We start from the raw sequence: 25,070 nt of genomic DNA on the forward strand, positions 1-25,070 counted from the left end.
CCGGCGCGAAGAAATGCGCTCAGGCGACAACTAATTGCTATCGCCGGGTGCCCCCGCTGAACAAGTCTGATCCGGACCGGTGTGACCCCGGCCAAGCAGGAGCTTAGAATGGCAATGGATGAGATCGTCGACGGCCTCTCGGAGGTGTCCTGCGACGTGCTGGTGATCGGCGGCGGCACCGCCGGCCCGATGGCCGCCCTGAAGGCCAAGATGAAGAATCCCAAGGCCAACGTCGTTCTGCTGGAGAAGGCGAACGTCAAGCGCTCCGGCGCGATCTCGATGGGCATGGACGGCCTGAACAACGCCGTCATCCCCGGCTATGCAACGCCGGAGCAATACACCAAGGAGATCACGATCGCCAATGACGGCATCGTCGATCAGAAGGCGGTCTACAAATACGCCCAGAGCTGCTACGGGATCATCGAGGAGCTGGACAGCTTCGGCATCCGCTTCCTCAAGAACGAGAACGGCGACTATGCCGTCAAGAAGGTGCACCACATCGGCACCTACGTGCTGCCGATGCCGAACGGCGAGACCGTCAAGAAGGCGCTGTACCGGCAACTGCGCCGCGCACGCATCCTGATCTCCAACCGCTACATGGCGACGCGGCTCTTGAAGTCGAGCGATGGCCGCGTCGCCGGCGCCGTCAGCGTCAACACCCGCACCGCCGAAATGCTGGTGATCAAGGCCAAGGCCGTCATCCTGTGCATGGGCGCGGCGGGACGGCTCGGCCTGCCGACCTCGGGCTACATGTTCGGCACCTATGAGAATGCCGCCAATTCCGGCGACGGCTATGCGATGGCCTATCACGCGGGCGCGGCGCTCGCCAATCTCGAATGCTTCCAGATCAATCCGCTGATCAAGGACTACAACGGTCCGGCCTGCGCCTATGTCGCCGGTCCCTTCGGCGCCTATACCGCCAACAACGAGGATCGCCGCTTCATCGAATGCGACTATTGGTCGGGCCAGATGATGCTGGAATTCTACAACGAGCTGCTGTCCGGCAAGGGGCCGGTGTTCCTGCAGCTCAAGCACCTGCACGACAAGACCATCGAGGAGATCGAGCACACCCTGCACAAGGTCGAGCGGCCCACGCGGGGGCTGTTCCAGGAGGGCCGCGGCGTCGACTACCGCAAGGAGTCGATCGAGATGCACATCTCCGAGATCGGCTTCTGCTCCGGCCACAGCGCGTCGGGCGTGTTCGTCGACGACAATGCCCGCACGACCGTCCCCGGGCTCTATGCGGCCGGCGACATGGCCAGCGTTCCGCACAACTACATGCTGGGCGCATTCACCAACGGTTCGTTCGCCGGGCTCGACGCGATGGAGTTCGCCGACAATCATGATTTCGGCGACATCGATGCCGCCGAGATCGCGCTGGAGCGCGAGCGCGTGCTGGCGCCGACCAAGCGCGAGGATGGCATTCCGCCGAACCAGATCGAGTACAAGACGCGGCGCCTGGTCAACGACTATCTGCAGCCGCCGAAGGTGACGCGGAAGTACGAGCTCGGGATGCGCCGGCTCGCCGAGGTCCGCGAGGACATGCAGGAGCGCATGATCGCACGCAACGCGCATGAACTGCTGCGCGCACTGGAGGTACAGTCGATCATGGATTGCGCGGACATGGCCGCCCATGCCTCGCTGTTCCGCGAGGAGAGCCGTTGGGGGCTCTATCACTGGCGCACCGATTTTCCGGAGAAGGACAACGAGAACTGGTTCTGTCACACGCTGCTGAGCAAGCTGGACGGCCGCATGACCAGCGAGAAGCGGGCGGTGCAGCCCTATGTCGTGCCGATCGCGGACGATGAGAAGGACCTCTACGACAAGCAGCGCATCCGCGCCAGCGCCTGACGATCAGAAGGAGAACGAGACATGCCTCTTGCGACCTATCAGACGTCGGTCCCGGTCGTCGTTGACGACGCCAAATGCATCGCCGACAAGGGCTGCACGGTCTGCGTCGACGTCTGCCCGCTCGATGTGCTCCGGATCAGCGACATGACCGGCAAGGCCTTCATGGCCTATGATGAATGCTGGTACTGCATGCCCTGCGAGGCGGATTGCCCGACCGGTGCCGTCACCGTCAACATTCCCTATCTGTTGAGGTGATCATGTCGAGCCCGTTCGAATCCTACGACGATCTCGACGACGCCGACGAGCGGCTCGGCGCCGCCGATCCGGCGGAGCGGCGGGTCGCGATCATCGCGTTGGGACATTCCGGCGATCCCGCCGCGGTCGCGCATCTGGCGAAGATGGTCGCCGATCCCGACGCCGGCGTGCGCCAGCAGGTCGCCATGGCGCTCGGCGAGTTCGACGGGCCGGAGGCGGCGGAGGCGCTGGTCCAATTGCTCGTCGATCCCGAGCGGATCGTCGCATCGGCAGCCGCCGACAGTCTCGCGGAGTTCAAGGATCCCGCTTCGGCCGACGCCATCCTGCCGCTGGTGAAGCATGCCCATGCCTTCGTCCGGATGGGCGCGCTGCGCGCGCTGAAGGAGCTGCGGCGCAAGGACACGCTCAAGCCGGCGCTGGAGGCGCTGCAGGATCCGGATGCGGCGGTCCGCGTGCAGGCGATCGGCGTCATCGGCTTCCTCAAGCTCGAGGAGTCGATTCCGGCGCTGACGGCGCTGATCGGTGATCCCGATGCGCATGTCCGGCGCGCGGCGGTCAGCGCGCTCGCCTTCTCGCACATGAGGATCGCCGCGGAGACCATCACCCGCGCGCTCAAGGACTCCGACTGGATGGTGCGGGAGATGGCGGCCGAGACGCTCGGGCTCAACGTCAATGGTGCAGTCGCCGCCGATCCGTTGATCGCCTGCCTGGCGGATGAGTTCTGGCAGGTGCGCCTGAAGGCGATCCGCAGCCTCGGACGCATGAAGGTGCCGCATGCGGTGCGGCCGATCGGCCATTGCATCACCCACGAGCAGGCCAATCTGCGCAAGGAGGCGGCGGCTGCGCTGGGCGAGATCGCTGCGCCCGACGGCGAGCCGTACCTCGCGCTGGTCGCCGACGATCTCGATCCCGACGTGCGCAAGAATGCGAGATGGGCGCTGCACCAGATCGCGGCGAGCAAGGCGAGAACCGGCGCGTAATCGCGCGCCGGCGAGCGTTCCCGACCGCATGGCGGACCGGGCGGTCAGCCAGATGACGAGCCTTGCGACGATCATGTCGCGGCCGATCGCGCGCGAGCCCCGCAGGGCCGCGCGCCGCACGTTCTCGTGCGCCGCACGTCCCGTTCTGGACGGCTCCCGGATTGTCTGACAGAAACGTCGGACGCATCCATCGGGCATCATGACCGCTGCAGCGCAAACGGAGAGAGGGGCCGGTCAGTCCGGCCCTGGTGACACGCCTCCATTGCCGACCGGCTGTCGCGCGGCCGCGAGGGGATGCGCCGTGCCGAGGTCTGATATGACCCGCGGACGAGCTGCAAAGGAAGTCGGAGAGCTGCCATGAACGCCAATGTCAAACTGCCTGCCGCCAAGGGCGTCTTCATCGACAACAAGTGGCAGCCCGCGCAGTCGGGCCGCAGCATTGCGATGCTGGCGCCGGCGACCGGACAGGTGATCGCCTCGATTGCCGCCGGTGACGCGGCCGACATCGATCTTGCCGTGGCGGCGGCGCGCCGCGCGCTGGAAGGCCCGTGGGGGCGGCTCGCCGCGGTGGATCGCGGGCGCCTGTTGTCGAAGCTCGGCCGCCTGGTCGAGGACAATGCCGAGGAGCTCGCGAAGCTCGAAGCGGCCGATACCGGCAAGCCGATGAAGCAGGCCAAGGCGGACGTCGTCGCCGTCGCGCGCTATTTCGAATATTACGGCGGCGCCGCCGACAAGGTGCATGGCGACACCATCCCGTTTCTCGACGGCTTCTTCGTCACCACGGTGTACGAGCCGCTCGGCGTCACCGGCCACATCATTCCCTGGAACTATCCGGGCCAGATGTTCGGTCGCACCGTCGCGCCGGCGCTGGCGATGGGCAACGCGACCGTGATCAAGCCGGCCGAGGAGGCCTGTCTGGTGCCGCTGCGTCTTGCCGAGCTCGCGGCGGAAGCCGGCTTCCCGGCCGGTGCGATCAATGTCGTGCCGGGTCTTGGCGAGGAGGCAGGTGCGGCGCTGTCGGCGCATGACGGCATCGATTTCATCTCCTTCACCGGCAGCCCGGAGGTCGGCACGCTGGTGCAGACGGCGGCCGCGAGGAACCACATCGGCTGCACGCTCGAACTCGGCGGCAAGTCGCCGCAGATCGTGTTCGCCGACGCCGATCTCGATGCCGCGCTGACCTCGGTGGCCGCGGCGATCGTGCAGAACGCCGGCCAGACCTGCTCGGCCGGCTCGCGCGTTCTGGTGGAGCGTTCGATCTGGGACCGCTTCCTGGCCGACCTCACGCTCCGCTTCGAGAAGATCACGGCCGGCACGCCGGAGATGGATCTCGATCTTGGCCCGGTCATCAGCGCGGTTCAGAAGACGCGGATCGAAAACATGCTGGCGCGCGCCGAAAGCGGCGGCGCCAGACGCGTGGCGACCGGCAGGATCGCCGAGGGCGTGCCGAGCGAGGGCTTCTATGTGGCGCCGGCGCTGTATCAGCACGTCGCGCGCGACTCCGAGCTGGCGCGCGAGGAGGTGTTCGGTCCGGTGCTGGCGGCGATGCCGTTCGACGACGAGGCCGACGCCGTCAGGCTGGCCAACGCCACCGATTTCGGCCTGGTCGCCGGCGTCTGGTCGGGCGACGGCTCGCGGGCGATGCGCGTCGCGCGCAAGGTCAAGGTCGGCCAGATGTTCGTCAATGGCTACGGCGCCGGCGGCGGCATCGAGCTGCCGTTCGGCGGCATGAAGAAATCGGGACACGGCCGCGAGAAGGGTTTCGAGGCGCTGTACGAGCTTGCTGCGATGAAGACCCTGATCGTCAAGCACGGCTAGCGGATTCGCATCTCCGATCAATTCCGCCGTGCGGACGTCACTGACAACGCCGCCCGGCGTTGTCGTTGTCAGTCCGCGCGGCGAGGCGCCAGAGCATGATCCGGAAAAGTGGAAGCCGGTTTTCCCTCGCGACAAACGCCGAAGGCGTTTGCGCGGAGATCATGCTCAAACAACGAGATGACATCAGGGTTTGCAGAAGGAGACGAGCGGATGAGCGACGAAAAAGAACTGTTCGAGAAGGGCCTGAAGGTGCGCCGCGAGGTGCTCGGCGCGGCCTATGTCGATGGCAGCCTCGCCAAGGCCGACGACTTCATGATGGCCTTCCAGCACATCACCACCGAAATGTGCTGGGGCTATGCCTGGACCCGGCCAGGACTGGATCGCCGCACCCGCAGCATCATCAATCTCGCGATGCTGACCGCGCTCAGCAAGCCGAGCGAGCTGAAGCTGCACGTCAAGGGCGCGCTCACCAACGGCGTCACGGTCGACGAGATCAAGGAGATCCTGCTGCACGCGACCGTCTATTGCGGCATTCCCGCGGGCCTCGAGGCGTTCAAGGCCGCGCATGAGGTGCTGGTCGCGGAAGGTGCCATCGCCAAGAAGGACGGCGCATGAGCGCGCCGCAAAAGGTCCTGTTCGTCGGCATCGGCAACATGGGCTGGCCGATGGCCGCGCGCCTGCTCGGCGCCGGCTTTGCGGTCGCCGTCAACGACGCCGTGCCCGGGCGGGCTGCTGAGTTCGTCGCCAAGGTTGGCGGTGTCGAGGCCGGCGACCTCGCGGCCGCGGCGGGGCAGGCGGATGTCATCATCACGATGCTGCCGACCAGCAAACATGTCGCGGACGCCGTCGGCGCACTGCGCGCCGGCCTGACGCGCGATCACATCGTCATCGACATGAGCTCCGGCGCGCCGGCGGCGACGCAGGCGATCGCCGCCGATCTCGCCCCGCTCGGCGTCACCATGCTCGATGCGCCGGTCAGTGGCGGCGTGCCGCGCGCCGTGACCGGCGAGCTCGCGATCATGGCCGGCGGCGAGCCGGGCGCGCTCGACCGCGTCGAGCCGCTGTTGCGCGCCATGGGCACCACGATCCACCGCATCGGCGGCCTCGGCTCGGGCCAGGCGATGAAGGCGCTCAACAACCTCGTCTCGGCCGGTGGCTTCCTGATCGGCGTCGAGGCGCTGCTGATCGGCCAGCAGTTCGGCATCGACCCCGGCCTGATGACCGACGTGCTCAACGCCTCGACCGGCATGAACAACTCGACGCAGAAGAAGTTCAAGCAGTTCGTGCTGTCGCGCCAATTCAACAGCGGCTTCGGGCTCGACCTGATGGTGAAGGACCTGTCGATCGCGCTCGAGGTCGCGCGTGCAGCCGGCGTCGCCGCGCCGTTCTCCAACCTCTGCCGCGAGCTCAGCGCCAGCGCGCAGGGGATGCTCGGACCCGGGCAGGATCACACGGCGCTGGCGAAGCTGAGCGAGGCGCTGGCCGGCGTCGAGCTGAAGGGGTGACTGGTACTACTGCGTCGCAACCACCGTCATTCCGGGGCAAGGCCGCGGGCCTTGAACCCGGGATCTCGCGATTGTTTTGCGTCCACACCTGACAATTTCCAGATTCCGGGTGACGGCGGAAACTGCAACTGCTGAGATCCGCGTGACGCAGTCGGATTAACCCTGGCGCCGCAGGAACCCGGTGATCGTCACCTTCTCCCAGATCCCGGCCGCGGCAAACGGGTCGGCGCGGTTGAACGCTTCGACCTCGGCGCGGCCGGGAGCCTCGACCAGGAACAGGCTTCCGATCATCGTCGAACCATCGTCGGAGACGAGCGGGCCGGACATCACGATGGTGACGGGCAGGCGGGCGCTGTCGCCGAGATAGGCCTTGTGCGCGTCGTAGTTGGCAAGCCGGACCGGCAGCGCGTCCCGCTTGTCGAGCGCGTGAATCGCAAACAGCATGAATTCTCTCCGCAAAGTGAAGCAGGACGGCTGCGTGCCGTCCTGCTTCCCGACTGATGGCTGATCCTATTTCGCGCTGAGCTTGCCTGCATCCTCGAAGCTCGGGCAGGTGCGCTGCTCCAGCGTCACGTCGAACGGCTGATAGTTGTCCTTGGTGATGACGGTCGGCTTCAGCACGATCTCGTTGATGACGGGCTGGCCGCGCAATGCGCGGACGGCCATCATGGTGCCGAGGCAGCCTTGGGCGAAGCCGTTGTAGTCGCCGCTGGCGAGCAGCTTGCCGGACTTGATGGCGTCGATCGCCTCCTTGGTGCCGTTGATGCCGATCACCTGCGCCTTGCGGCCGGCGCCGTCCAGCGCCTCGATCGCGCCGACCGCCATGGCGTCGTTGGCGGCGAGCACGCCGTCGATCTGCGCATTGGACTGCATCAGGTTCTCCATCACCTGCAGGGCCTGCAGGCGCTGATAGTTGCCGGGCTGCGACGCCAGCAGCTTGGCGCCGGGGTTCTCCTTGAGCGCGTCGTTGAAGCCGCGGACGCGGTCGACATTGGTCAGCGAGCCCTTGACGCCTTCGATGATGACGATGTTGCCCTTGCCGCCGAGCGTCTTGAGCAGGAAACGTCCGGTCTCAAGGCCCAGGCTGTAGTCGTCGGCGCCGACGAAGGCGACGAACTTGCCGCCGGCGGAGCGGTCGGTGATGTTGACGACGGGGATCTTGGCGTCGTTGATCTTCTCGACCCCGGGCACCATCGCCTTGTAGTCGACCGGCGTGAACACGATCGCGCTCGGCTTCTTCACCACGACGTCCTCGATCTGGCTGAGCTGCTCGGGGATCGAGTCCGGCTTGGTCGGGATGTAGTGCAGGATCTTGGCGTTGAGGACCTTCGCCATGTTGTCGGCGCCGACGCGCACCGTCTGGAAGAACGGATTGGTCTGGTTCTTGGTGAAGACGGCGATGGTCTCGCCGTCGGCGCGGGCCTGCGTCGCGCCTGCGGCGATCAGAAGTGACAGAGCGAGACAGCGCGTGATCCGTTGTTGCATATCGTTTCCTTCCCTCGTTTTTTGGTTGTCTTCCAGGTTCATTGCGCCCGGCGCCGGGTCTTCATGTCGAGCCAGACGGCGACGATCACGATGATTCCGGTGACGAGCGGCTGCCAGTTGGCGCTGATCGCGAGCAGGTTCATGCCGTTCAGCACCAGCGTCAGGATCAGGGCGCCGATGAAGGTGCCGAACACCGTGCCGACGCCGCCGAACAGCGAGGTGCCGCCGATCAGCACCGCGGCAATGGCCGGCAAGGTCAGGCTCTCGCCGATGTCGGCTTCGGCGGAGTTGAGCCGCGACAGGAAGATGATGGAGGCGAGCCCGGCCATGGTGCCGGAGACGGTGTAGACGAGCAGCAGCCGGCGCGCGACCGGAATGCCGGACAACCGGGCCGCGACCGGATTGGCGCCGATGGCGTAGATCTCCTGGCCCCAGATCGTGCGTTGCGCGAAGAACGATCCGATCGCGAGAAACACCAGCAGCAGATAGACCGGGATCGGCAGCCCGAGCAGATAGCCGCTGCCGATCTGGCGGAAGCCCGCGGGAAAGCCGTGGATCGTCTCGCCCGCCATGTACCAGTAGGTGACGCCGTTCAGCACCCAGAGCATGCCGTAGGTGGCGATGAAGGAGGGGATGCGCAGCGCCGTGACCATGAAGCCATTGAGGAAGCCGACGCTGCCGCCGGCGAGCAGCCCGGTCAGGATCCCGAGTGCGGGCGAGCCGGTCTGATGGATCACGGTGCCGGCGAGACACGCCGACAAGGCAACGTTGGCGCCGACCGACAGATCGAGGCCGGCGGTCAGCACCACCAGGGTCAGGCCGGAGGCGATGAAGAAGGTCAGGCTCGCCTGCCTGAGCACGTTGAGGATGTTGCCGAGGCTGAGGAAGGAGTCGCTCAGCACGGTCAGCGCCGCGCAGATCAGCAGCGCGGCGAGCATCCGATAGAACACCTGCGCGGCGTTCTGCGACAGGAGCGAGCGCGGCGGCGGCAGCGTGTCCTTGGCGATGTCGGTCATGACCGGCTCCGCAGGCCGTCGAGGAACATCGCGATGATGACCAGCGCGCCGACGCTGGCAACCTGCACCGAGGACGGCAGCGACACCAAATTGAGCCCGTTGCGCAGCACGCCGACGGCGACGACGCCGAGCACGGTGCCGAGCAGCCAGCCATTGCCGCGCTCGAACGAGGTGCCGCCGACCGCGACCGCCGCGATGGCGTCGAACTCCATTCCGAGCCCTGCGGTCGGATGTCCCGAATTCATCCGCGCGGTCATCAGCAGACCGGCGATGCCCGCCATCGTGCCGCCGATCGCGTAGACCGCGATCAGGAGTCGTGTCGGCGACAGGCCGGCATAGCGCAGCGCTTCGCGATTGCCGCCGAGCGCGAAGATGTAGGTGCCGAACCTGGTGTGATAGAGCAGGCCGTGAAACGCAGCGTAGGTCAAAAGCCCCATCACGATCGGCACGGGGATGCCGAGCAGCGTCGCCGAATAGATGTCGCGCACGCCGTGGGGAATGCCGACCACGCTCTGGCCGTCGCTCACGATCAGCGACAGGCCCTGCGCCATGCCGAGCGTGGCGAGCGTCGCCACGAACGGCGGAATCCCGACGATCGCGACCAGCCAGCCATTGACGGTGCCGAACGCCGTGCCGACCAGCACCGCGGCGCCGAGGCCCAGCAGCACGGACTTGGTCGCGAGCGAGACGATGGCGACGCAGAGCGAGGTCAGCGTCAGCACCGCGCCCATCGACAGGTCGAGCCCTTCGGTCATGATGATCAGGGTCATCGGCAGCGCGAGCATGGTCAGGATCGTCGACTGCACCAGCACGTTGGACAGGTTCGCGGCCGACAGGAAGCCCGGCGCGATCGCGCCGAACAGCGCGATCAACAGCACCAGCACGATCGCCACGCCCGGGATGCGCTGCAGCGTTCGGAGCGGCGCGACGATGGTGGCGTCACTCATCATGCATCCCCAGTCGCACGATATTCTCCTCGGTCAGCTCGCTGCGCGCCAGGTGCCCGGCGATGCGGCCTTCGCGCATGACATAGGCGCGGTCGCAGACGTGGCAGATCTCGATCTGCTCGGACGAGATCATCAGCGCGGCCGCGCCATCGGCGACCAGCCGGTCGATCAGCGCGAAGATCTCGGACTTGGCGCCGACGTCGATGCCGCGCGTCGGCTCGTCGAAGATGAACAGCCTGGCGCCTGCCGCCAGCCACTTGCCGATCACGACCTTCTGCTGGTTGCCGCCGGAGAGCAGGCCGACCGTCTGCCGCGCATTCGGTGTTGCGATGCGCAATTGCCGGATCAGCCCGTCCGCCGTGCGCTGTGCGCCGCGGGGATCGTAGAGCCCGCTGGGAAACAGCTTCTTCAGCGCCGAGACCACGAGGTTGTCGCCGACCGAGCGCAGCAGCGCCAGGCCCTCGCTCTTGCGGCTCTCGGGGATCAGCGCGATGCCGCGGCGGGCCGCGATGTCGGGCTCGCCCGCGATCGGCTTGCCGTCGAAGATGATCTCGCCTTCGCTGACGGGATCGGCGCCGAAGATCGCGCGCGCCACCTCGGTGCGGCCGGAGCCGACGAGACCGCACAGGCCGACGATCTCGCCCCGCCGCACCTCGATGTTGATGTCGGCAATGCCGGTCGGCGCGCTCAGTCCCCTGACCTCGAGCACGAGCTCGCCGGGCGTTGCCGCGAAATGGCGTGGATAGCTCATGTCGATAGTGCGCCCGACCATCATGCGCACGAGCTGGTCGGGGGTGACGTCGGCGGGCCTGATATCGTCGATGCGGCGGCCGTCGCGCAGCACGGTGATGCGGTCGCCGAGCGCGAATACCTCGGCCATGCGGTGCGAGATGTAGACGATGGCGACGCCGTCCGCCTTCAGCCGCCTGATCAGTGCGAACAGCAGCTCCGCCTCGCGGTCGGACAGCGCCGCGGTCGGTTCGTCCATCACAAGGATCCGCGCGTTCTGGCTGATCGCCTTGGCGATCTCGACCATCTGCTGCTGCGCGACGCCGAGCGTGTCGACGATGACAGAGGGATCGATGTCGAAACCGATGCTGTCGAGCACGCGCTTGGCGTCGGCCAGGATCTTGCGGCGATCGATGGTGCCGGGGAGCCGGCCTCTGGGTTCGCGGCCGAGATAGATGTTCTGCGCGATGTCGAGGAACGGCACCAGCGAGAATTCCTGGAAGATGACGGCGATGCCGAGCTTCTGCGCGTCGGCCGTCGATGATATCTCGACCTTCTCGCCCTTGTAGGTGATCTCGCCCGCATCGGCGCTGTAGGCGCCGCACAGCACCTTCATCAAGCTCGACTTGCCGGCGCCGTTCTCGCCGAGCAGCATGTGGACCTCGCCCGGGTAGATGGCGAACGAGACGTCGTCCAGCGCCTTGACGCCGGGAAACGACTTGCTGATGCCGCAGAGCTCCAGCAGCGGCGCGGGCGATGGAGCTGCAATGGCGGCTGCGGCGGTCATGCGTACGCTCCGCCGGCAAAGATCTTGCCCGGATTCATCAGGCCGCCGGGATCGAGCGCGGCCTTGATGGCGCGCATTACCGCGACGGCCTCGCCGAGCTCGTCCCGGAGATAGTCGACCTTGCCGAGGCCGATGCCGTGCTCGCCGGTGCAGGTGCCGTCCATCGCGATCGCGCGCGCCACCATGCGCGCCTGCAGCGCCTTGGCGCCGGCGAGCTCGTTCTCATCGTTGGGATCGACCAGGATCAGCATGTGGAAGTTGCCGTCGCCGACATGGCCGACGATCGGCGCAAGGAAACCGTTGACGTCGGCGTCCCGGCGCGTCTCGGTCAGGCATTCGGCCAGCCGCGAGATCGGCACGCAGACATCGGTGATGACGGCGCGCGCGCCGGGCCGCAGGCCCAGTCCGGCATACAGCGTGTTGTCGCGCGCGTGCCACAGCCGGCTGCGGTCCTCGGCCGCCTTCGCCCAGGCGAAGCCGCGGCCGCCATGCTCGGTCGCGATCGCTTCGGCGGTCTGCGCCTGCTCGGCGACGGCGGCCTCGGAGCCGTGGAATTCCAGGAACAGGGTCGGCGTCTCCCGGTAGCCGAGCTTGGAATAGGCGTTGATGCCGCGCATCATGACGTCGTCGACGAGCTCGATGCGGGCGGCGGGGACGGCCGACTGGATCAGCGCGATCGCGGTGTCGACCGCGTCATGCAGGGTGGGGAAGCTGCAGGTCGCGGCCGAGATCGCCTGCGGCACGGGATGCAGCTTCAGCGTGATCTCGGTGATCACGCCGAGCGTCCCCTCCGCGCCGACGAACAGCCGGGTCAGGTCGTAGCCGGCGGCGGATTTGCGCGCACGCTTCGCGGTGCGGATCACCCTGCCGTCGGCCAGAACCACCTCCAATGCGAGGACGTTGTCCTTCATGGTGCCGTAGCGCACCGCCATGGTGCCGGAGGCGCGGGTCGAACTCATGCCGCCGATCGAGGCGTCGGCGCCGGGATCGATCGGAAAGAACAGGCCGGTCGTGCGCAGCTCCGCATTGAGCTGCTTGCGCGTGATGCCGGGCTGCACCACGACGTCCATGTCGGCGTCGTGCACGGCCAGCACCTTGTTCATGCGGGCGAAGTCGAAACAGACCCCACCCGCGACAGCCGCAGCGTTGCCTTCGAGCGACGTGCCGGCGCCGAACGGCACGATCGGCATGCCGGCCTCGGCGCACAGCCTGACGATGTCGGCGACCTCCTGCGTCGTCTCGGGAAACACGACGATGTCGGGCGGCATCGCCGGATAGTACGACTCGCTCCGGCCGTGCTGATCCAGCACGCCGCGCGCAAGACTCGCGCGTGGCCCGATCAGGCTCGAAAGCCGCTCGGCCAATGCACCGGTGCCGACCCGCAACTCCATCATTCCTCCCGTCCGCTTCCTCGACGATACCGGACTCTTGACGGTCCTTGTCGTCCGCTCAGCTCAAACCCGATTGGCGCGCGCCGCAAGCCGTTTCAGGCCGAAATCATAGTTGAGATGGAAATATCCCTGCGCCACCATGCGGCCATCTGGCGCACGACCCGGCGGGCAGCGCGCGAAGTCGCGGATCAGGCTGTCCTTGACGCCGAACACGACGTCGGAATCGAGATACTGATCACCGGCGACGAACACATGCGTCACCAGCCGTTCGAAGCCCGGCGCCGAGATCATGAAATGCACATGTGCCGGCCGCCACGGATGCCGTCCCTGCGCTGCCAGCATGTCGCCGACCGGCCCGTCATTGGGGATCGGATAGGCGGCGGGCTTGATCGACCAGAAATGGAAGCGGCCGTCGCCGTCGGTGTGGAAGCGCGCGCGCATGGCGAGATCGCCGATCTGCTCGAGCCGTTGCACGTCGTAATAGCCGTCGTCGTCGGAGTGCCAGACGTCGACCACGGCGCCTGCGAGCGGCGCGCCGTCCGCGCTCGACACCGAGCCGGTCACCAGCAGCGGATCACCCTTCATCGGGCCCGAGATGTCGTCGCCGTTGGCGCGTTCCGGTGCCGCCTGGACGAAGAAGGGGCCGAGCACCGTGGTCTCGGTGGCGCCTTCCGGCACCGGATGATTGATGGCGTCGACCAGCATCGAAACGCCGAGCGTGTCCGACAACAGGATGAACTCCTGGCGCTTGTCGTCGCACATCTGGCCGGTGCGGGTCAGAAAGTCGATCCCGTATTCCCATTCCTGCTGGGTCGGACGGACCTCGCGCACGAAGGCATGGAGATGGCGCACCAGCGCCGCGCTGACCTGTTTGATTCGCGCATCACGCGCGCCCGCCAGGCGTTCGAGCACGGCATCTGTGATCGTGGTCTCGTTGAAGTTGCGCAAGAGGCGGCTCCTTTCAGAGGGGCTCGCCGAGCCCGGACAGCCGTTCGACATGCCGGACGGTGGCGAGGAAGTCGGTTGCGGCATCGCCCTGTGCGATCAGCGCGGCATAGGTCTCGCGCACCTGCGCCGCGAGCTGCAGCGGCACGCCGACGGCGTGGCCGGCGCCGAGAATGAGATCGAGATCCTTGGCCATCTGCGCGCAGGAGAACGTGGCGGCAAAGTCGCGTGCCAGCAGCGGCGCGGTCTTGTACTTCACCATCGGCGAGGCGACCGCGCTGTCGTGCAGCACCTGCAGGATGTCCGGCCAGGCGATGCCGCCCTTGCGTGCCAATGCGAGGCTCTCGGCCATCATCGCCGCGGTCGTCGCGATCATCAGGTTGACGGCGAGCTTGGCGTAGCGTGCCTCTTCCGCCGCACCCAGATAGGTCTGCGCGCGTGTGAAGCTTGCCAGCAGCGGCGTGATCCGCGCGAAGGCCGCTTTCGGTCCGGATACGAAGCAGGTCAGCTCGCCGGTGTGGGCGATGCTGGCATTGCCGGAGATCGGCGTGCGCAGATAAGCGACGTCGCGGGCGGCCGTGGCGGCATCGACCTCGCTCGACGCATCGACGCCCACGGTGCTGGTCTCGATCAGGATCGCGTCGGTCGCCATGGCTGCGATCAGTCCGTTGCTGCCGAGCATCGCCGCGCGCAGTGCGGCGTCGTCGGGCAGCGACGAGATGACCACGGCATGGTCGCGCACCGCCTCCGTCGCGGACGACGCGGCGGCCATGCCGAGCGCACGTGCCTCATCGAGCCGGGCGGCGTTGGGATCGAACGCGGTGACGTCATAGCCGGCCTTGACGAGCCGCGCCGCGATCGGCAGGCCGATCTTGCCGATGCCGATGAAGGCGAGGCGCTTATCAGGAAATGACATCGATGCCGTCCGTTGCTTGCTTCACGTGCCGGGCCCGCGGCCGGGCAGGCCGTCGAAGGTGAACGCCTCCGTCACGCGCGGGGCGCTGCAGCGATGGGATAATCGACCTGGAAGCGGCCGATCCTGAGGTCGCCGAGCTCCTCGCGCACGCGCAGGTGCTCGGGATGCGAGGCATAGGCCCGCAGCGCGGCGCTGCTGGCAAATTCGGAGAACAGGACGACGTCGCAGGCATAGTCGACGTCGCTGACATCGAGACCGACCTCGATGTGGGTCAGGCCGTCGATGCGGCCCTTGAGGCCCTCGAACAGGGTTTTGACCTTGAGCCGGGCCGCCGCGCGCTCGGCGGCCGTCTCGGCTCGCAGCCGCCACATCACGATGTGCCTGATCGGCCCCGTCATTCCAGCGTCCTCACCTGAGCTTTGTTCTTGGGCTTTGTTCTTGTCGGACGATTTTGCCTTGCAGGAAATGGAAATAAAGGACAAAAATTGTAACTCTGTTTTCCGCTTAGCGTAACAATGGACCGTCTGCTCCAACTCGAGGTGTTTTCCCGGACGGCCGAGCTGGGCAGCCTGTCCAAGGCCGCCGAGTCCTTACGGATGTCCAACGCCGCGGCGAGCCGGCATCTCAGCGCGCTGGAGGAACGGCTCGCGGTGCGCCTGATCGAGCGCAACACGCGCCGTCTCTGGCTGACCGAAGCCGGGCAGGAGCTGCTGCAGCGCTGCGGCCCGCTGCTCAACGAGCTGGCCGAGGCCGAGGATGCCGTCAGCGATCGCGCGCTGTCGCCGCAGGGCATGCTGCGCGTCACCAGCTCGCTGTCGTTCGCGACGATCTATCTCGCGCCGATGCTGCCGGCGTTCCGCGCGATGTATCCGAAGCTGAACCTGCAGATCATCGCCGCCAACCGCTATCCGGATTTCATTGAGGCGGGCATCGACGTGGCGATCCGCACCCGCGAGCATGAGCCGGACTCGGGCATCGTCGTCCGTCGCATCGGGCAGATGCGGCGCGTGCTGGCGGCGGCGCCGTCCTATCTCGCGAGCCGTGGCTGTCCCGTCGTTCCCGGTGATCTCGTGCGCCACGACATGCTGATCTACAATCTTGCCAATGATCCGTATTCCCTGTCCCTGCGCAACGGCGCGACAGCCCAGAGCATTCGGATCGCGCCGACGCTCGACAGCAATGACGGCCAGGTGATCAAGGGGGCGGCGCTTGCCGGGCTCGGCATCCTGATCCAGCCGCTCTACATCGTGCAGAGCGACATTCTGGCCGGCAGGCTGGTGCCGGTCCTGCTCGACTGGGAGCTGCCGCTCTTGACGATGAACATCGCCTACCAGAACCGCGTCAGGCTTCCGGCCAAGATCAGGGTGTTCGCCGATTTCCTCGTCGACCACATCCGCGCCCATTCCGACCCGGGGATCTGGATCGAGCCGCCCAAGCCGGATTGAGCCGATGCCCGCGTGCGCGGGGGGAGGGCGGATCATGTTCTGAGAAAAATAATTACCTTGCTATTTTTCGGAAATCGTGGTCTCTTGCGTGCAACCCGCCTCGAGCAGAGGGACGTACGCGTCGTCACGAACGTGGAGGCGGGCTGCGATGGACGTGACGGCTGTGCCAGACGAGCGCAGGCGGCACGGACGGCGAAGTCGTGTGGTCCTGGCCTCTCGATGCTGAGGTCAAGTCCGTGGTCGTTGCTTGACGGCACGCGCGGGCGATGGGGGCAAGAAAGCCGATCCCCAGGGAGAGCACGAAGGACACCGTTAACACCGTCGCGCGGGGAAGGCCGGGTCTGTCCGGCTGTACCTGTGGTACCTGCCGCCTGCATTCTTTTGAGCAGGCGGGCCACGGGCCTCAGCCGAGGTCCGGCCTTCCTCGCGCCCTCTCGTTGTTCAGAGGGACACGACGAATGCATCACTCGGGTCTCACCAGCCGCGAGACGGCGAGATCGTGTCTCGTTGGCCAACGGCGCCAACCCAATCCTCATGGCGTCGTCCCGGACAAGCGCGCACCGCGTGCGTCGATCCGGGACCGATAACTCCAGGGAGGCGTGCGAGGCACGATGGTCGACCGATCCCGCCCGGCCACATCCGCCGGTGGCTATGGGTCCCTGCGCAAGGCCGGGACGACACCGAAAGGTGCGGCGGGCGACACGGGCAAAGGAGGCCCATCTTGATTGAGCGATGCTTGCGAAAGGCCAGGGGCGATGCCTCCCCGAACGACCGCCCTCGATCCGTAAAAACTCGGATAAAAATCTAAATACCTAGAATTATCAACGGCTTGTGACTGTCATCCGACTGTCATCGAACCTTTATAAAAGCCACACTGAGGCCCCGTAAAGCGGCCGGGGAAGCGCAATCGGGCGCAGATGGCGCTTCGCTTCCCAAGCATGGAGACCAGCTATGAATTTCATCAAAGCTATCGTCGCTGCCGGCTTGGTCGCCGCATCGACGTCGGCGTTCGCTGCCGACATCACCGGTGCGGGCGCGACGTTCCCGTTCCCGATCTATTCCAAGTGGGCCGACGCCTACAAGAAGGAGACCGGCAACGGTCTGAACTATCAGTCGATCGGCTCCGGCGGCGGCATCAAGCAGATCCAGGCCAAGACCGTCACCTTCGGCGCCACCGATGCGCCGCTCAAGGCCGAGCAGCTCGAGAAGGACGGCCTGGTGCAGTGGCCGATGGTGATGGGCGGCATCGTGCCGGTCGTCAACCTCGAGGGCGTGAAGCCGGGCGAGATGGTGCTGGACGGCGAGACGCTCGCCAACATCTATCTTGGCAAGATCACCAAGTGGGATGACGCCGCGATCAAGAAGCTGAACCCCAACGTCAAGCTGCCGTCCGACGCGATTGCCGTGGTGCGCCGCTCCGACGGTTCGGGCACGACCTTCAACTTCACCTACTACCTCTCCGAGGTCAGCGCCGACTGGAAGAGCAAGATCGGCTTCAACACCGCCGTCGAGTGGCCGGTCGGTGTCGGTGCCAAGGGCAATGAGGGTGTGTCCGGCAACATCGGCCAGACCAAGAACTCGATCGGCTATGTCGAGTACGCCTATGCCAAGCAGAACAAGCTCACCTACACCGGCATGATCAACAAGGCCGGCAAGACCGTGCAGCCGACCGTCGAGGCCTTCCAGGCCGCGGCCGCGAATGCCGACTGGGCCAAGGCCCCGGGCTACTACGTGATCCTCGCCAACCAGCCCGGCGATAAGTCCTGGCCGATGACGGCGGCGACCTTCATCCTGATGCACAAGGAGCCGGCCGACAAGGCGGCGTCCGGCGAAGCCATCAAGTTCTTCAAGTGGTCGTTCGAGAAGGGCGCCAAGATGGCTGAGGAGCTCGACTACATCCCGATGCCCGACAGCGTCGTGAAGCTGATCGAGAAGACCTGGTCGGCCGACATCAAGAGCTGAGCTGGACGTATCGAAAATCCCCCTCTCCCGGCCCTCCGGGGGAGGGGCGCTACCGGGGTTGAGGCGTGTCCAAGGAACAGGGGGCAGAATTGGCAGAGATGGCGGTTCAGACCGAAGTCAGCGATATCGCGGCTGCTGCCGGCCCCTATGACCGGGCACGCGCGCTCAGCGCCTTCAAGCTCGGCGACGTGACCTTCTATTGGATCACGCGGCTGTCCGCGATCTCCGTCCTGTTGATCCTGGGCGGCATCATCCTGTCGCTCATCGTCGGCGCATGGCCGGCCATGAGAGAATATGGCTTCGAATTCCTGTGGACGCGGCGCTGGGCGCCGTCGGCCGATCCGCCGGTGCTCGGGGCGCTCGGCCCGATCTACGGCACCTTGGTCACGTCCTTCATCGCGATGCTGATCGCCATTCCGGTCGGTCTGGGCATTGCGATCTTCCTCACCGAGCTGTGCCCGCAATGGCTGCGCCGTCCGATCGGACTTGCCATCGAGCTGCTCGCCGGCATTCCTTCGATCATCTACGGCATGTGGGGCTTCTTCGTGCTGGGGCCGTTCCTGGCCTATACGTTCCAGCCGTTCATGATCAATCTCTGCGCCGGCATCCCGGTGCTGCAGGACATCTTCGCGGGTCCGCCGTCCTATCTCAGCCTGTTCAACGCCTCGCTGATCCTGGCGATCATGGTGCTGCCGTTCATCACCTCGATCTCGGTCGACGTGTTCAAGACCGTCCCGCCGGTGTTGAAGGAAGCCGCCTACGGCGTCGGCTGCACCACCTGGGAGGTCGTGCGCAGCGTCGTCATTCCCTACACCCGTGTCGGCGTGATCGGCGGCGTCATGCTGGCGCTGGGGCGTGCGCTCGGCGAAACGATGGCGGTGACCTTCATCATCGGCAACTCGTTCCGTATCTCATCCTCGATCTTCGCACCGGGCACCACGATCTCGGCCGCCATCGCCTCCGAATTCCAGGAGAGCGACGGGCTGCACCAGTCGAGCCTGATCCTGCTCGGCCTGCTGCTGTTCGTGCTCACGTTCTTCGTGCTGGCGAGCGCGCGGCTGATGCTCATGCGGCTCGAAGCCAAGGCGGGAAAATAAGCCATGTCCAGCGCTGACACGCTTACACTCGATGCGCCGGTCAATCCGATCTATGCGCGCCGGCGCCGCAGAGACATCGTGATCCGCGGCCTCTGCGTTGCCGCCGCGATGTTCGGCGTCACCTGGCTGGCGCTGATCCTGTTCACGCTGTTCTATAACGGACTCGCCGGCCTCAGCCTGCAGGTTTTTGCCGCCGACACGCCACCGCCCGGCTCCAGCGAAGGCGGCCTGCGCAACGCCATCGTCGGCTCCTTGATCATGACGATCATCGGCGTCGGCATCGGCGCGCCGCTCGGCCTGTTCGCCGGCACCTATCTCGCCGAATACGGCCGCAACGACCGCCTGACCTCGGTGATCCGCTTCATCAACGACATCCTGCTGTCGGCGCCCTCGATCATCATCGGCCTGTTCATCTATGGTGCGGTCGTGGTGCCGATGGGCGGCTTCTCGGCACTCGCGGGTTCCCTTGCATTGGCGGTCATCGTGATCCCGGTGGTGCTGCGCACCACCGAGGACATGCTGCTGCTCGTGCCCAACCCGCTGCGCGAGGCGGCGTCTGCGCTCGGCCTGCCGCGCTCGCTGGTGATCCGCCGCATCGCCTATCGGGCGGCGCGCTCGGGCCTCATCACCGGCGTGCTGCTGGCGACCGCCCGCGTCGCCGGCGAGACCGCGCCTCTGCTGTTCACCGCGCTGTCGAACCAGTTCTGGAGCCTCAACCTTTCCAAGACGATGGCGAACCTGCCCGTCACCATCAACAATTTCGTCCAGAGCCCTTATGCCTACTGGAAACAACTGGCCTGGAGCGGAGCCCTTCTCATCACTCTGGCCGTGCTCGCCCTGAACATCGGTGCACGCATTCTCGGCGCCGAGAGGAACACCAAATGACCGAACTGTCCGTCTCCGTCAGTCAGCCCAATCACGCTCTTCACGGCAAGGCGCTTCCGGATGCGCCGGCCAAGGTGACCGCGCGCAACCTCAACTTCTACTACGGCGACCATCATGCGCTGAAGAACATCAACCTGTCGCTGGGCACCAACCGCGTCACCGCGTTCATCGGCCCGTCCGGCTGCGGCAAGTCCACGCTGCTGCGCATCTTCAACCGGATGTACGATCTCTATCCGGGGCAGCGGGCGACCGGGCAGCTGATGCTCGACAACACCAACATCCTCGATCCCAAGCTCGATCTGAACCTGCTGCGTGCCCGGGTCGGCATGGTGTTCCAGAAGCCGACGCCGTTCCCGATGACGATCTACGAGAACATCGCCTTCGGCATCCGCCTCTATGAGAAGATCTCCAAGTCGGAGATGGACGACCGGGTCGAGAAGGCGCTGCGCGGCGGCGCGTTGTGGAACGAGGTCAAGGACAAGCTCAACGCCTCGGGCCTGTCGCTGTCCGGCGGCCAGCAGCAGCGGCTGTGCATCGCGCGTACCGTGGCGGTCCGGCCGGAGGTGATCCTGTTCGACGAGCCGTGCTCGGCGCTCGATCCGATCTCGACCGCCAAGGTCGAGGAGCTGATCCAGGAACTCGCCGAAAACTATACGATCGCCATCGTGACGCATAACATGCAGCAGGCGGCGCGCGTCTCCGACAAGACCGCCTTCATGTATCTCGGCGAGCTGATCGAGTTCGACGACACCAGCAAGATCTTCACCTCGCCGAGCGATCGGCGGACCCAGGATTACATCACCGGCCGGTTCGGCTGACGCCGACGACATTGTCTTCAGGAGATCATCATGGCCAGTGAACATACCGCCAAGGCGTTCGACAGCGATCTGCAGGACCTCACCCGTCTGGTATCGGAGATGGGCGGCCTCGCCGAGCGGCTGATCGTCGATTCCGTCGATGCGCTGGTGCGACGCGACATCGCGCTCGGCCAGAAGGTGGTCGCCACCGACGCCGAGGTCGACAAGCTGCAACGCATCATCGAGGAGCGCGCCGTTCTTACCATCGCCCGGCGACAGCCGATGGCGGTCGACCTGCGTGAGATCGTCGGCGCGATGCGCGTGGCGACCGATCTGGAGCGTATCGGCGATCTCGCCAAGAACATCGGCAAGCGCGTCGCGGCGCTGGAGAGCGACTTCCATCCGCTGAAGCTGATCCGCGGGCTCGAGCACATGACCGATCTCGTGCAGTCGCAGGTCAAGACGGTGCTGGACGCCTATGCCGCGCACGATTTGCCGGCGGCGATGACGGTGTGGAAGGGCGATGAGGAAGTCGATGCCATCTGCACCTCGCTGTTCCGCGAGCTCCTGACCTACATGATGGAGGATCCGCGCAACATCTCGTTCTGCATCCACCTGATGTTCTGCGCCAAGAATATCGAGCGCATCGGCGATCACGCGACCAACATCGCCGAGACGGTGTTCTATATGATCGAAGGCCAGCAGATCATGGACAAGCGCCCGAAGGGCGACATGACGAGCTTCGCATCGACGATCCCCGGCAACTGAGAGAGACGGTTCAGACATGGGCGCCCGAATTCTGGTGGTGGAGGACGAGGAGGCGCTGACGACGCTGCTGCGCTACAACCTCGAGGCCGAAGGCTACGAGGTCGAGACCGTGGCGCGCGGCGACGAAGCCGACACGCGCCTGAAGGAGCGTGTTCCCGATCTCGTCGTGCTCGACTGGATGCTGCCGGGCCTGTCCGGCATCGAGCTGTGCCGCCGCCTGCGGGCGCGGACCGAGACCCGGCAGTTGCCGATCATCATGCTCACCGCACGCGGCGAGGAGAGCGAGCGCGTGCGCGGCCTCGCGACCGGCGCCGACGACTACATCGTCAAGCCGTTCTCGGTGCCGGAGCTTCTGGCGCGGGTGAAAGGCCTGCTGCGGCGGGCGAGTCCGGAGCGGCTGGCGACCGTGCTGTCCTATGGCGACATCGAGCTCGACCGCGAGAAGCGCCGCGTGGCGCGCTCTGGTAGGCCGATCGATCTCGGCCCGACCGAATACCGCCTGCTCGAGTTCTTCCTGGAGCATCCCGGCCGCGTGTTCAGCCGCGAGCAGCTGCTCGACAGTGTCTGGGGCCGCGACATCTACATCGACGAGCGCACCGTCGACGTCCATATCGGCCGCCTGCGCAAGCTGCTCAATCCCGGCCGCGAGCAGGACCCGATCCGCACCGTGCGCGGCGCCGGTTATGCGCTCGATGATCGCTTCGCCAAGAGCGAGCAGGTGTAAGGGGCGATCGGGCGTGAGGACGCAGCAGGTGTGAGACGCGAGGCGGCCCGATTGAGGAGATCGCGGTCCGCTTTCCGCCACGCCGCCGCCGTCTTGATCGTGTCTGCTTCGTGGCCCGTCACGATGTTTCGGTCCCAGCGGACGCCCTTGATCAAGACCATCATCATATCTCTTGCCGTGCTGCTCGGCGGCGCGGCGGGCGCCACGGCCGCCGAGCTCGAAGACGCGGTCGCGGCGGCAGGCAACGGGCAGCATGCGGCGGCGATGCGACGGCTGCTGCCGCTGGCCGCCAAGGGCGATGCGCGGGCGCAGTTCGACGTCGGCTTCATGCACGCCTTCGGCTGGGGCCAACCGCGCAACCCCGCCGAGGCGCTGGCGTGGTACCGCAAGGCCGCCGATCAGGGGCTCGCTGTCGCGCAACACTATCTCGGCATCGCCTACGTCAATGGCGAAGGTGTTGCGAGCAATTACGGCGAAGCCGGCCGCTGGTTCAGCCGCGCCGCGGCGCAGGGCTTCGCCCAGTCGCAATACATGCTCGGCCTGATGCTGCTCGACGGCCGCGGTGTGAAACAGGACGTCGTGCAGGGCTATGCCTGGCTGGTGATGGCGGGCCGTAGCGGCGTGCGATCGGCCGGCCGCGACGTGCAGCGGGTCAAGTTGACCGAGCCGCAGCGCGTCCAGGCCCAGAGTGCCATTGCGGCCTGGCGGCCGAAGCCGGAATCGGCGGAGGCCGGCATCGCCGCTCCGCGTCCGGAGCAACTGCTCGGGCTCGACCGCCACATCGGCGAGGTCGTCGATCCCACCTCGTGGCCGGCGTCGTCGATCGGCGTCGTCACCGTCGCGCAATACTCGACCGGCGGCTGGTGCACCGGCACGCTGGTCGCGCCGCGCGTCGTGCTCACCGCGGCACATTGCGTGTTCAACGGCGTGGCGCAGGTCAGCCCCGGCAACGTCCGCTTCCTGGCCGGCATGAACAGGGGCACGCCGGCGGCATCGTCTGTCGCCGACAAGCTGATCGTGGCGCCTGATTTCGTCCCGACCCGGCACGACAGGTGGTCGCTCGACCGCTCGCCCGCCGATTGGGCGTTGATCGTGCTGAAGGACGCGCTGCCGTCGAAGCCGGTTGAGGTCAGGGCGCTGACGCGCGAGGAATTGCAGGCTGCGACCACGGCCGGAACCATCTCCGAGATCGGCTATGGCCAGGAGCGGCGCTATTCGCCGACCGGCCAGCGCAATTGCAGCGCCGGCATGACCAAGGACGGGATGCTGCTGACGGTGCATTGCCTCGCCAATTTCGGCTATTCGGGCTCCCCCATCATGGCCGAAGTCGGCGGACAGCCGGCCGTGGTCGGCATCTTCTCGGCGTTCCATGAGGAGACCCGGCTGATGTTCGCCGCCCCCGCGAGCCAGTTCGAGGCGGTCGTGCGGCGCGAGATCGCGGCACAGAGTGCCTCGATGCGGTGAGCGAAGGAGGGACGAGAGAAGAGGATGTCCCGCCGCTGGTCATGATCTGTGCGTGACTGGATAGCGGGTTGCCAAGCGAGAGGGCAATCCGGGAAGGGCCGCCCACGTTTTCCTGCAGCTTTTGCCTGCAGCGGGGGCTTTACCGAACTGGCCTGGCTCTTGCTATAGTCCGAGTATGACGATTGTTCAAATTGATCATCCTCGTGCCCCTCGGCTGCTGTGGTGGCGATCGCAGCCCGGCCGCAACGTTGCGCTCGTCGGCGGGCTGGTCGCCGCCAACGCGCTCGCCTGGGCCTGGGCGTTCGCGCTCTACGCCGACCGGCCCGCCATCGTCGGCACCGCGATGCTGGCCTGGCTGCTCGGACTGCGCCATGCGGTCGATGCGGATCACATCGCGGCGATCGACAACGTCGTACGGAAGCTGGTGCAGGACGGTAGCGCCCCGCGCGCCGCCGGCCTGTATTTTGCGCTCGGCCATTCCAGCGTCGTCGTCATCGCCACCATCGTCGTGAGCCTCATCGCCGGCGCCGACCTCCTGGATGAAGAGAGCGCGATCAGGGCGATCGGCGGCGTCATCGGCACGTCGGTGTCGGCCGGCTTCCTGCTGCTGATCGCGTTGGCGAACCTCATTCTGTTCGTGAACCTCTGGCGCCGCGCCGCACAGCCGCAGTCCGAGATGGAAACCGCCGGAAGCTCCGGACGGGGCATCCTCATCCGCCTGCTGCGCCCGGTGCTCCGCCTGGTGGGACGCGCCTGGCACATGTATCCGCTCGGTTTCCTGTTCGGTCTCGGCTTCGACACTGCGAGCGAGATCGGGCTTCTCAGCCTGTCGGCAACCGAGGCAGCGCGCGGCGCGAGCCTCGCCCATGTCCTGGTGTTTCCGGCGCTGTTCGCGGCTGCGATGGCCACCGTCGACACCGCCGACAGCATGCTGATGGCGGGCGCCTATCGCTGGGCGCTGACCGATCCCGCACGCAAGCTGCGCTATAACCTCGTGATCACCGGCGCATCCGTTGCCATCGCGCTGGTGATCGGCGGCTTCGAGGCGATCACGCTGTTGGCGCCGCGGCTTGGCCTGACCGGGGGATGGACGGGGGTCGCCACCGCGCTGGGCGACGATGTCGCCAATCTCGGGATCGTCGCGATTGGCCTGTTCGGACTGATCTGGGCGGTCGCCATGCTGCTCGGTCGCAGCCAGCGCGGTTCCGAGGCTATCCCCGGGGAAGCGCTTGCCAGTGTTCATGCGGGGGCGCTAAACCCGCCGGTGATACGAAGCGGAACGCTTAAGACGGGCTAGGAGCGG

Annotated in this window: 23 protein-coding genes and 1 pseudogene; 15 read left to right on the plus strand and 9 right to left on the minus strand. The window is 66.4% G+C overall.

From position 1 onward, the window contains the following. Positions 1-108 precede the first annotated feature (108 nt). The 6 genes from ACQR1E_RS16870 (at position 109) to ACQR1E_RS16895 (ending at position 6,409) form a co-directional block, all read left to right on the plus strand. The gene (locus tag ACQR1E_RS16870) at positions 109-1,851 is read left to right on the plus strand and encodes a fumarate reductase/succinate dehydrogenase flavoprotein subunit (protein ID WP_316226181.1); all 1,743 of its coding nucleotides are present in this window, start codon (positions 109-111) and stop codon (positions 1,849-1,851) included. 21 nt (positions 1,852-1,872) lie between these two features. Further along, entirely contained in the window at positions 1,873-2,106 is a 234-nt protein-coding gene (locus ACQR1E_RS16875; protein ID WP_006609939.1) for a 4Fe-4S dicluster domain-containing protein, read from the plus strand. Between the two features lie 2 nt (positions 2,107-2,108). Continuing rightward, positions 2,109-3,086 (plus strand): HEAT repeat domain-containing protein, encoded by a 978-nt coding sequence (locus ACQR1E_RS16880; RefSeq protein ID WP_434897325.1) that lies wholly within the window; start codon positions 2,109-2,111, stop codon positions 3,084-3,086. Between the two features lie 357 nt (positions 3,087-3,443). Beyond that, entirely contained in the window at positions 3,444-4,904 is a 1,461-nt protein-coding gene (locus ACQR1E_RS16885) for an aldehyde dehydrogenase family protein (protein WP_316184072.1), read from the plus strand. Between the two features lie 210 nt (positions 4,905-5,114). Then, complete coding sequence (locus ACQR1E_RS16890) at positions 5,115-5,519, plus strand: carboxymuconolactone decarboxylase family protein (RefSeq protein WP_315713518.1); 405 nt, start codon at positions 5,115-5,117, stop codon at positions 5,517-5,519. Further along, the gene (locus ACQR1E_RS16895; protein WP_315752358.1) at positions 5,516-6,409 is read left to right on the plus strand and encodes an NAD(P)-dependent oxidoreductase; all 894 of its coding nucleotides are present in this window, start codon (positions 5,516-5,518) and stop codon (positions 6,407-6,409) included. The genes ACQR1E_RS16890 and ACQR1E_RS16895 overlap by 4 nt, the downstream gene beginning before the upstream one ends. A gap of 156 nt (positions 6,410-6,565) precedes the next feature. Here ACQR1E_RS16895 and ACQR1E_RS16900 read toward each other — a convergent pair whose 3' ends face one another. The 9 genes and pseudogenes from ACQR1E_RS16900 to ACQR1E_RS16940 all read right to left on the minus strand — a co-directional run bounded on the left by ACQR1E_RS16900 (position 6,566) and on the right by ACQR1E_RS16940 (position 15,023). Further along, positions 6,566-6,853, minus strand: a complete 288-nt coding sequence (locus ACQR1E_RS16900; RefSeq protein ID WP_315752359.1) for a YciI family protein — start codon at positions 6,851-6,853, stop codon at positions 6,566-6,568. Positions 6,854-6,919: 66 nt separating this feature from the next. Beyond that, on the minus strand, positions 6,920-7,894 hold the full coding sequence (locus tag ACQR1E_RS16905; RefSeq protein ID WP_315752360.1) for a sugar ABC transporter substrate-binding protein: 975 nt from the start codon (positions 7,892-7,894) through the stop codon (positions 6,920-6,922). Positions 7,895-7,932: 38 nt separating this feature from the next. Continuing rightward, complete coding sequence (locus ACQR1E_RS16910; RefSeq protein ID WP_316169848.1) at positions 7,933-8,910, minus strand: ABC transporter permease; 978 nt, start codon at positions 8,908-8,910, stop codon at positions 7,933-7,935. Further along, positions 8,907-9,857 carry an ABC transporter permease gene (locus tag ACQR1E_RS16915; RefSeq protein WP_315713513.1) on the minus strand — a complete coding sequence of 317 codons (951 nt, stop codon included), beginning with the start codon at positions 9,855-9,857 and terminating at the stop codon, positions 8,907-8,909. Before ACQR1E_RS16915 ends, ACQR1E_RS16910 begins: the two co-directional genes overlap by 4 nt. Next, positions 9,850-11,373, minus strand: coding sequence for a sugar ABC transporter ATP-binding protein (locus tag ACQR1E_RS16920; RefSeq protein WP_434897326.1), 1,524 nt, complete (start codon positions 11,371-11,373; stop codon positions 9,850-9,852). The genes ACQR1E_RS16915 and ACQR1E_RS16920 overlap by 8 nt, the downstream gene beginning before the upstream one ends. Next, a complete protein-coding gene (locus tag ACQR1E_RS16925) occupies positions 11,370-12,764 on the minus strand; it encodes an FAD-linked oxidase C-terminal domain-containing protein (protein ID WP_434897394.1) in 1,395 nt (464 codons plus the stop codon). Before ACQR1E_RS16925 ends, ACQR1E_RS16920 begins: the two co-directional genes overlap by 4 nt. Before the next feature lie 63 nt (positions 12,765-12,827). Further along, positions 12,828-13,712, minus strand: coding sequence for an intradiol ring-cleavage dioxygenase (locus ACQR1E_RS16930; RefSeq protein WP_434897327.1), 885 nt, complete (start codon positions 13,710-13,712; stop codon positions 12,828-12,830). Positions 13,713-13,725: 13 nt separating this feature from the next. Then, positions 13,726-14,628 (minus strand): annotated as a pseudogene (locus ACQR1E_RS16935) (NAD(P)-dependent oxidoreductase); the annotation flags it as partial. Between the two features lie 68 nt (positions 14,629-14,696). Next, positions 14,697-15,023, minus strand: coding sequence for a Dabb family protein (locus tag ACQR1E_RS16940; protein WP_315713510.1), 327 nt, complete (start codon positions 15,021-15,023; stop codon positions 14,697-14,699). Positions 15,024-15,140: 117 nt separating this feature from the next. On the opposite strand from ACQR1E_RS16940, the gene ACQR1E_RS16945 reads away from it, so the two are divergent. The 9 genes from ACQR1E_RS16945 to ACQR1E_RS16985 all read left to right on the plus strand — a co-directional run bounded on the left by ACQR1E_RS16945 (position 15,141) and on the right by ACQR1E_RS16985 (position 25,064). After that, positions 15,141-16,070 (plus strand): LysR family transcriptional regulator, encoded by a 930-nt coding sequence (locus ACQR1E_RS16945; RefSeq protein WP_315752365.1) that lies wholly within the window; start codon positions 15,141-15,143, stop codon positions 16,068-16,070. Positions 16,071-17,021: 951 nt separating this feature from the next. Further along, positions 17,022-18,032, plus strand: coding sequence for a phosphate ABC transporter substrate-binding protein PstS (gene pstS / locus ACQR1E_RS16950; protein WP_315713508.1), 1,011 nt, complete (start codon positions 17,022-17,024; stop codon positions 18,030-18,032). A 98-nt stretch (positions 18,033-18,130) separates the two neighbouring features. Then, the gene (gene pstC, locus ACQR1E_RS16955; protein WP_315713507.1) at positions 18,131-19,129 is read left to right on the plus strand and encodes a phosphate ABC transporter permease subunit PstC; all 999 of its coding nucleotides are present in this window, start codon (positions 18,131-18,133) and stop codon (positions 19,127-19,129) included. 3 nt (positions 19,130-19,132) lie between these two features. Further along, positions 19,133-20,014, plus strand: coding sequence for a phosphate ABC transporter permease PstA (gene pstA / locus ACQR1E_RS16960; protein WP_315713506.1), 882 nt, complete (start codon positions 19,133-19,135; stop codon positions 20,012-20,014). After that, complete coding sequence (gene pstB / locus ACQR1E_RS16965) at positions 20,011-20,832, plus strand: phosphate ABC transporter ATP-binding protein PstB (protein WP_315713505.1); 822 nt, start codon at positions 20,011-20,013, stop codon at positions 20,830-20,832. The genes pstA and pstB overlap by 4 nt, the downstream gene beginning before the upstream one ends. A gap of 30 nt (positions 20,833-20,862) precedes the next feature. Continuing rightward, positions 20,863-21,579 carry a phosphate signaling complex protein PhoU gene (gene phoU, locus ACQR1E_RS16970; protein WP_315713504.1) on the plus strand — a complete coding sequence of 239 codons (717 nt, stop codon included), beginning with the start codon at positions 20,863-20,865 and terminating at the stop codon, positions 21,577-21,579. 16 nt (positions 21,580-21,595) lie between these two features. Then, the gene (gene phoB, locus ACQR1E_RS16975) at positions 21,596-22,303 is read left to right on the plus strand and encodes a phosphate regulon transcriptional regulator PhoB (protein ID WP_315713503.1); all 708 of its coding nucleotides are present in this window, start codon (positions 21,596-21,598) and stop codon (positions 22,301-22,303) included. A gap of 147 nt (positions 22,304-22,450) precedes the next feature. Further along, the gene (locus ACQR1E_RS16980; protein WP_434843163.1) at positions 22,451-23,767 is read left to right on the plus strand and encodes a trypsin-like serine protease; all 1,317 of its coding nucleotides are present in this window, start codon (positions 22,451-22,453) and stop codon (positions 23,765-23,767) included. Between the two features lie 175 nt (positions 23,768-23,942). After that, the gene (locus ACQR1E_RS16985; protein WP_315752367.1) at positions 23,943-25,064 is read left to right on the plus strand and encodes a HoxN/HupN/NixA family nickel/cobalt transporter; all 1,122 of its coding nucleotides are present in this window, start codon (positions 23,943-23,945) and stop codon (positions 25,062-25,064) included. Positions 25,065-25,070: the final 6 nt, after the last annotated feature.

Origin of the sequence: Bradyrhizobium sp. HKCCYLRH1030, from assembly GCF_051168395.1 — a bacterium.
Lineage (GTDB): Bacteria > Pseudomonadota > Alphaproteobacteria > Rhizobiales > Xanthobacteraceae > Bradyrhizobium.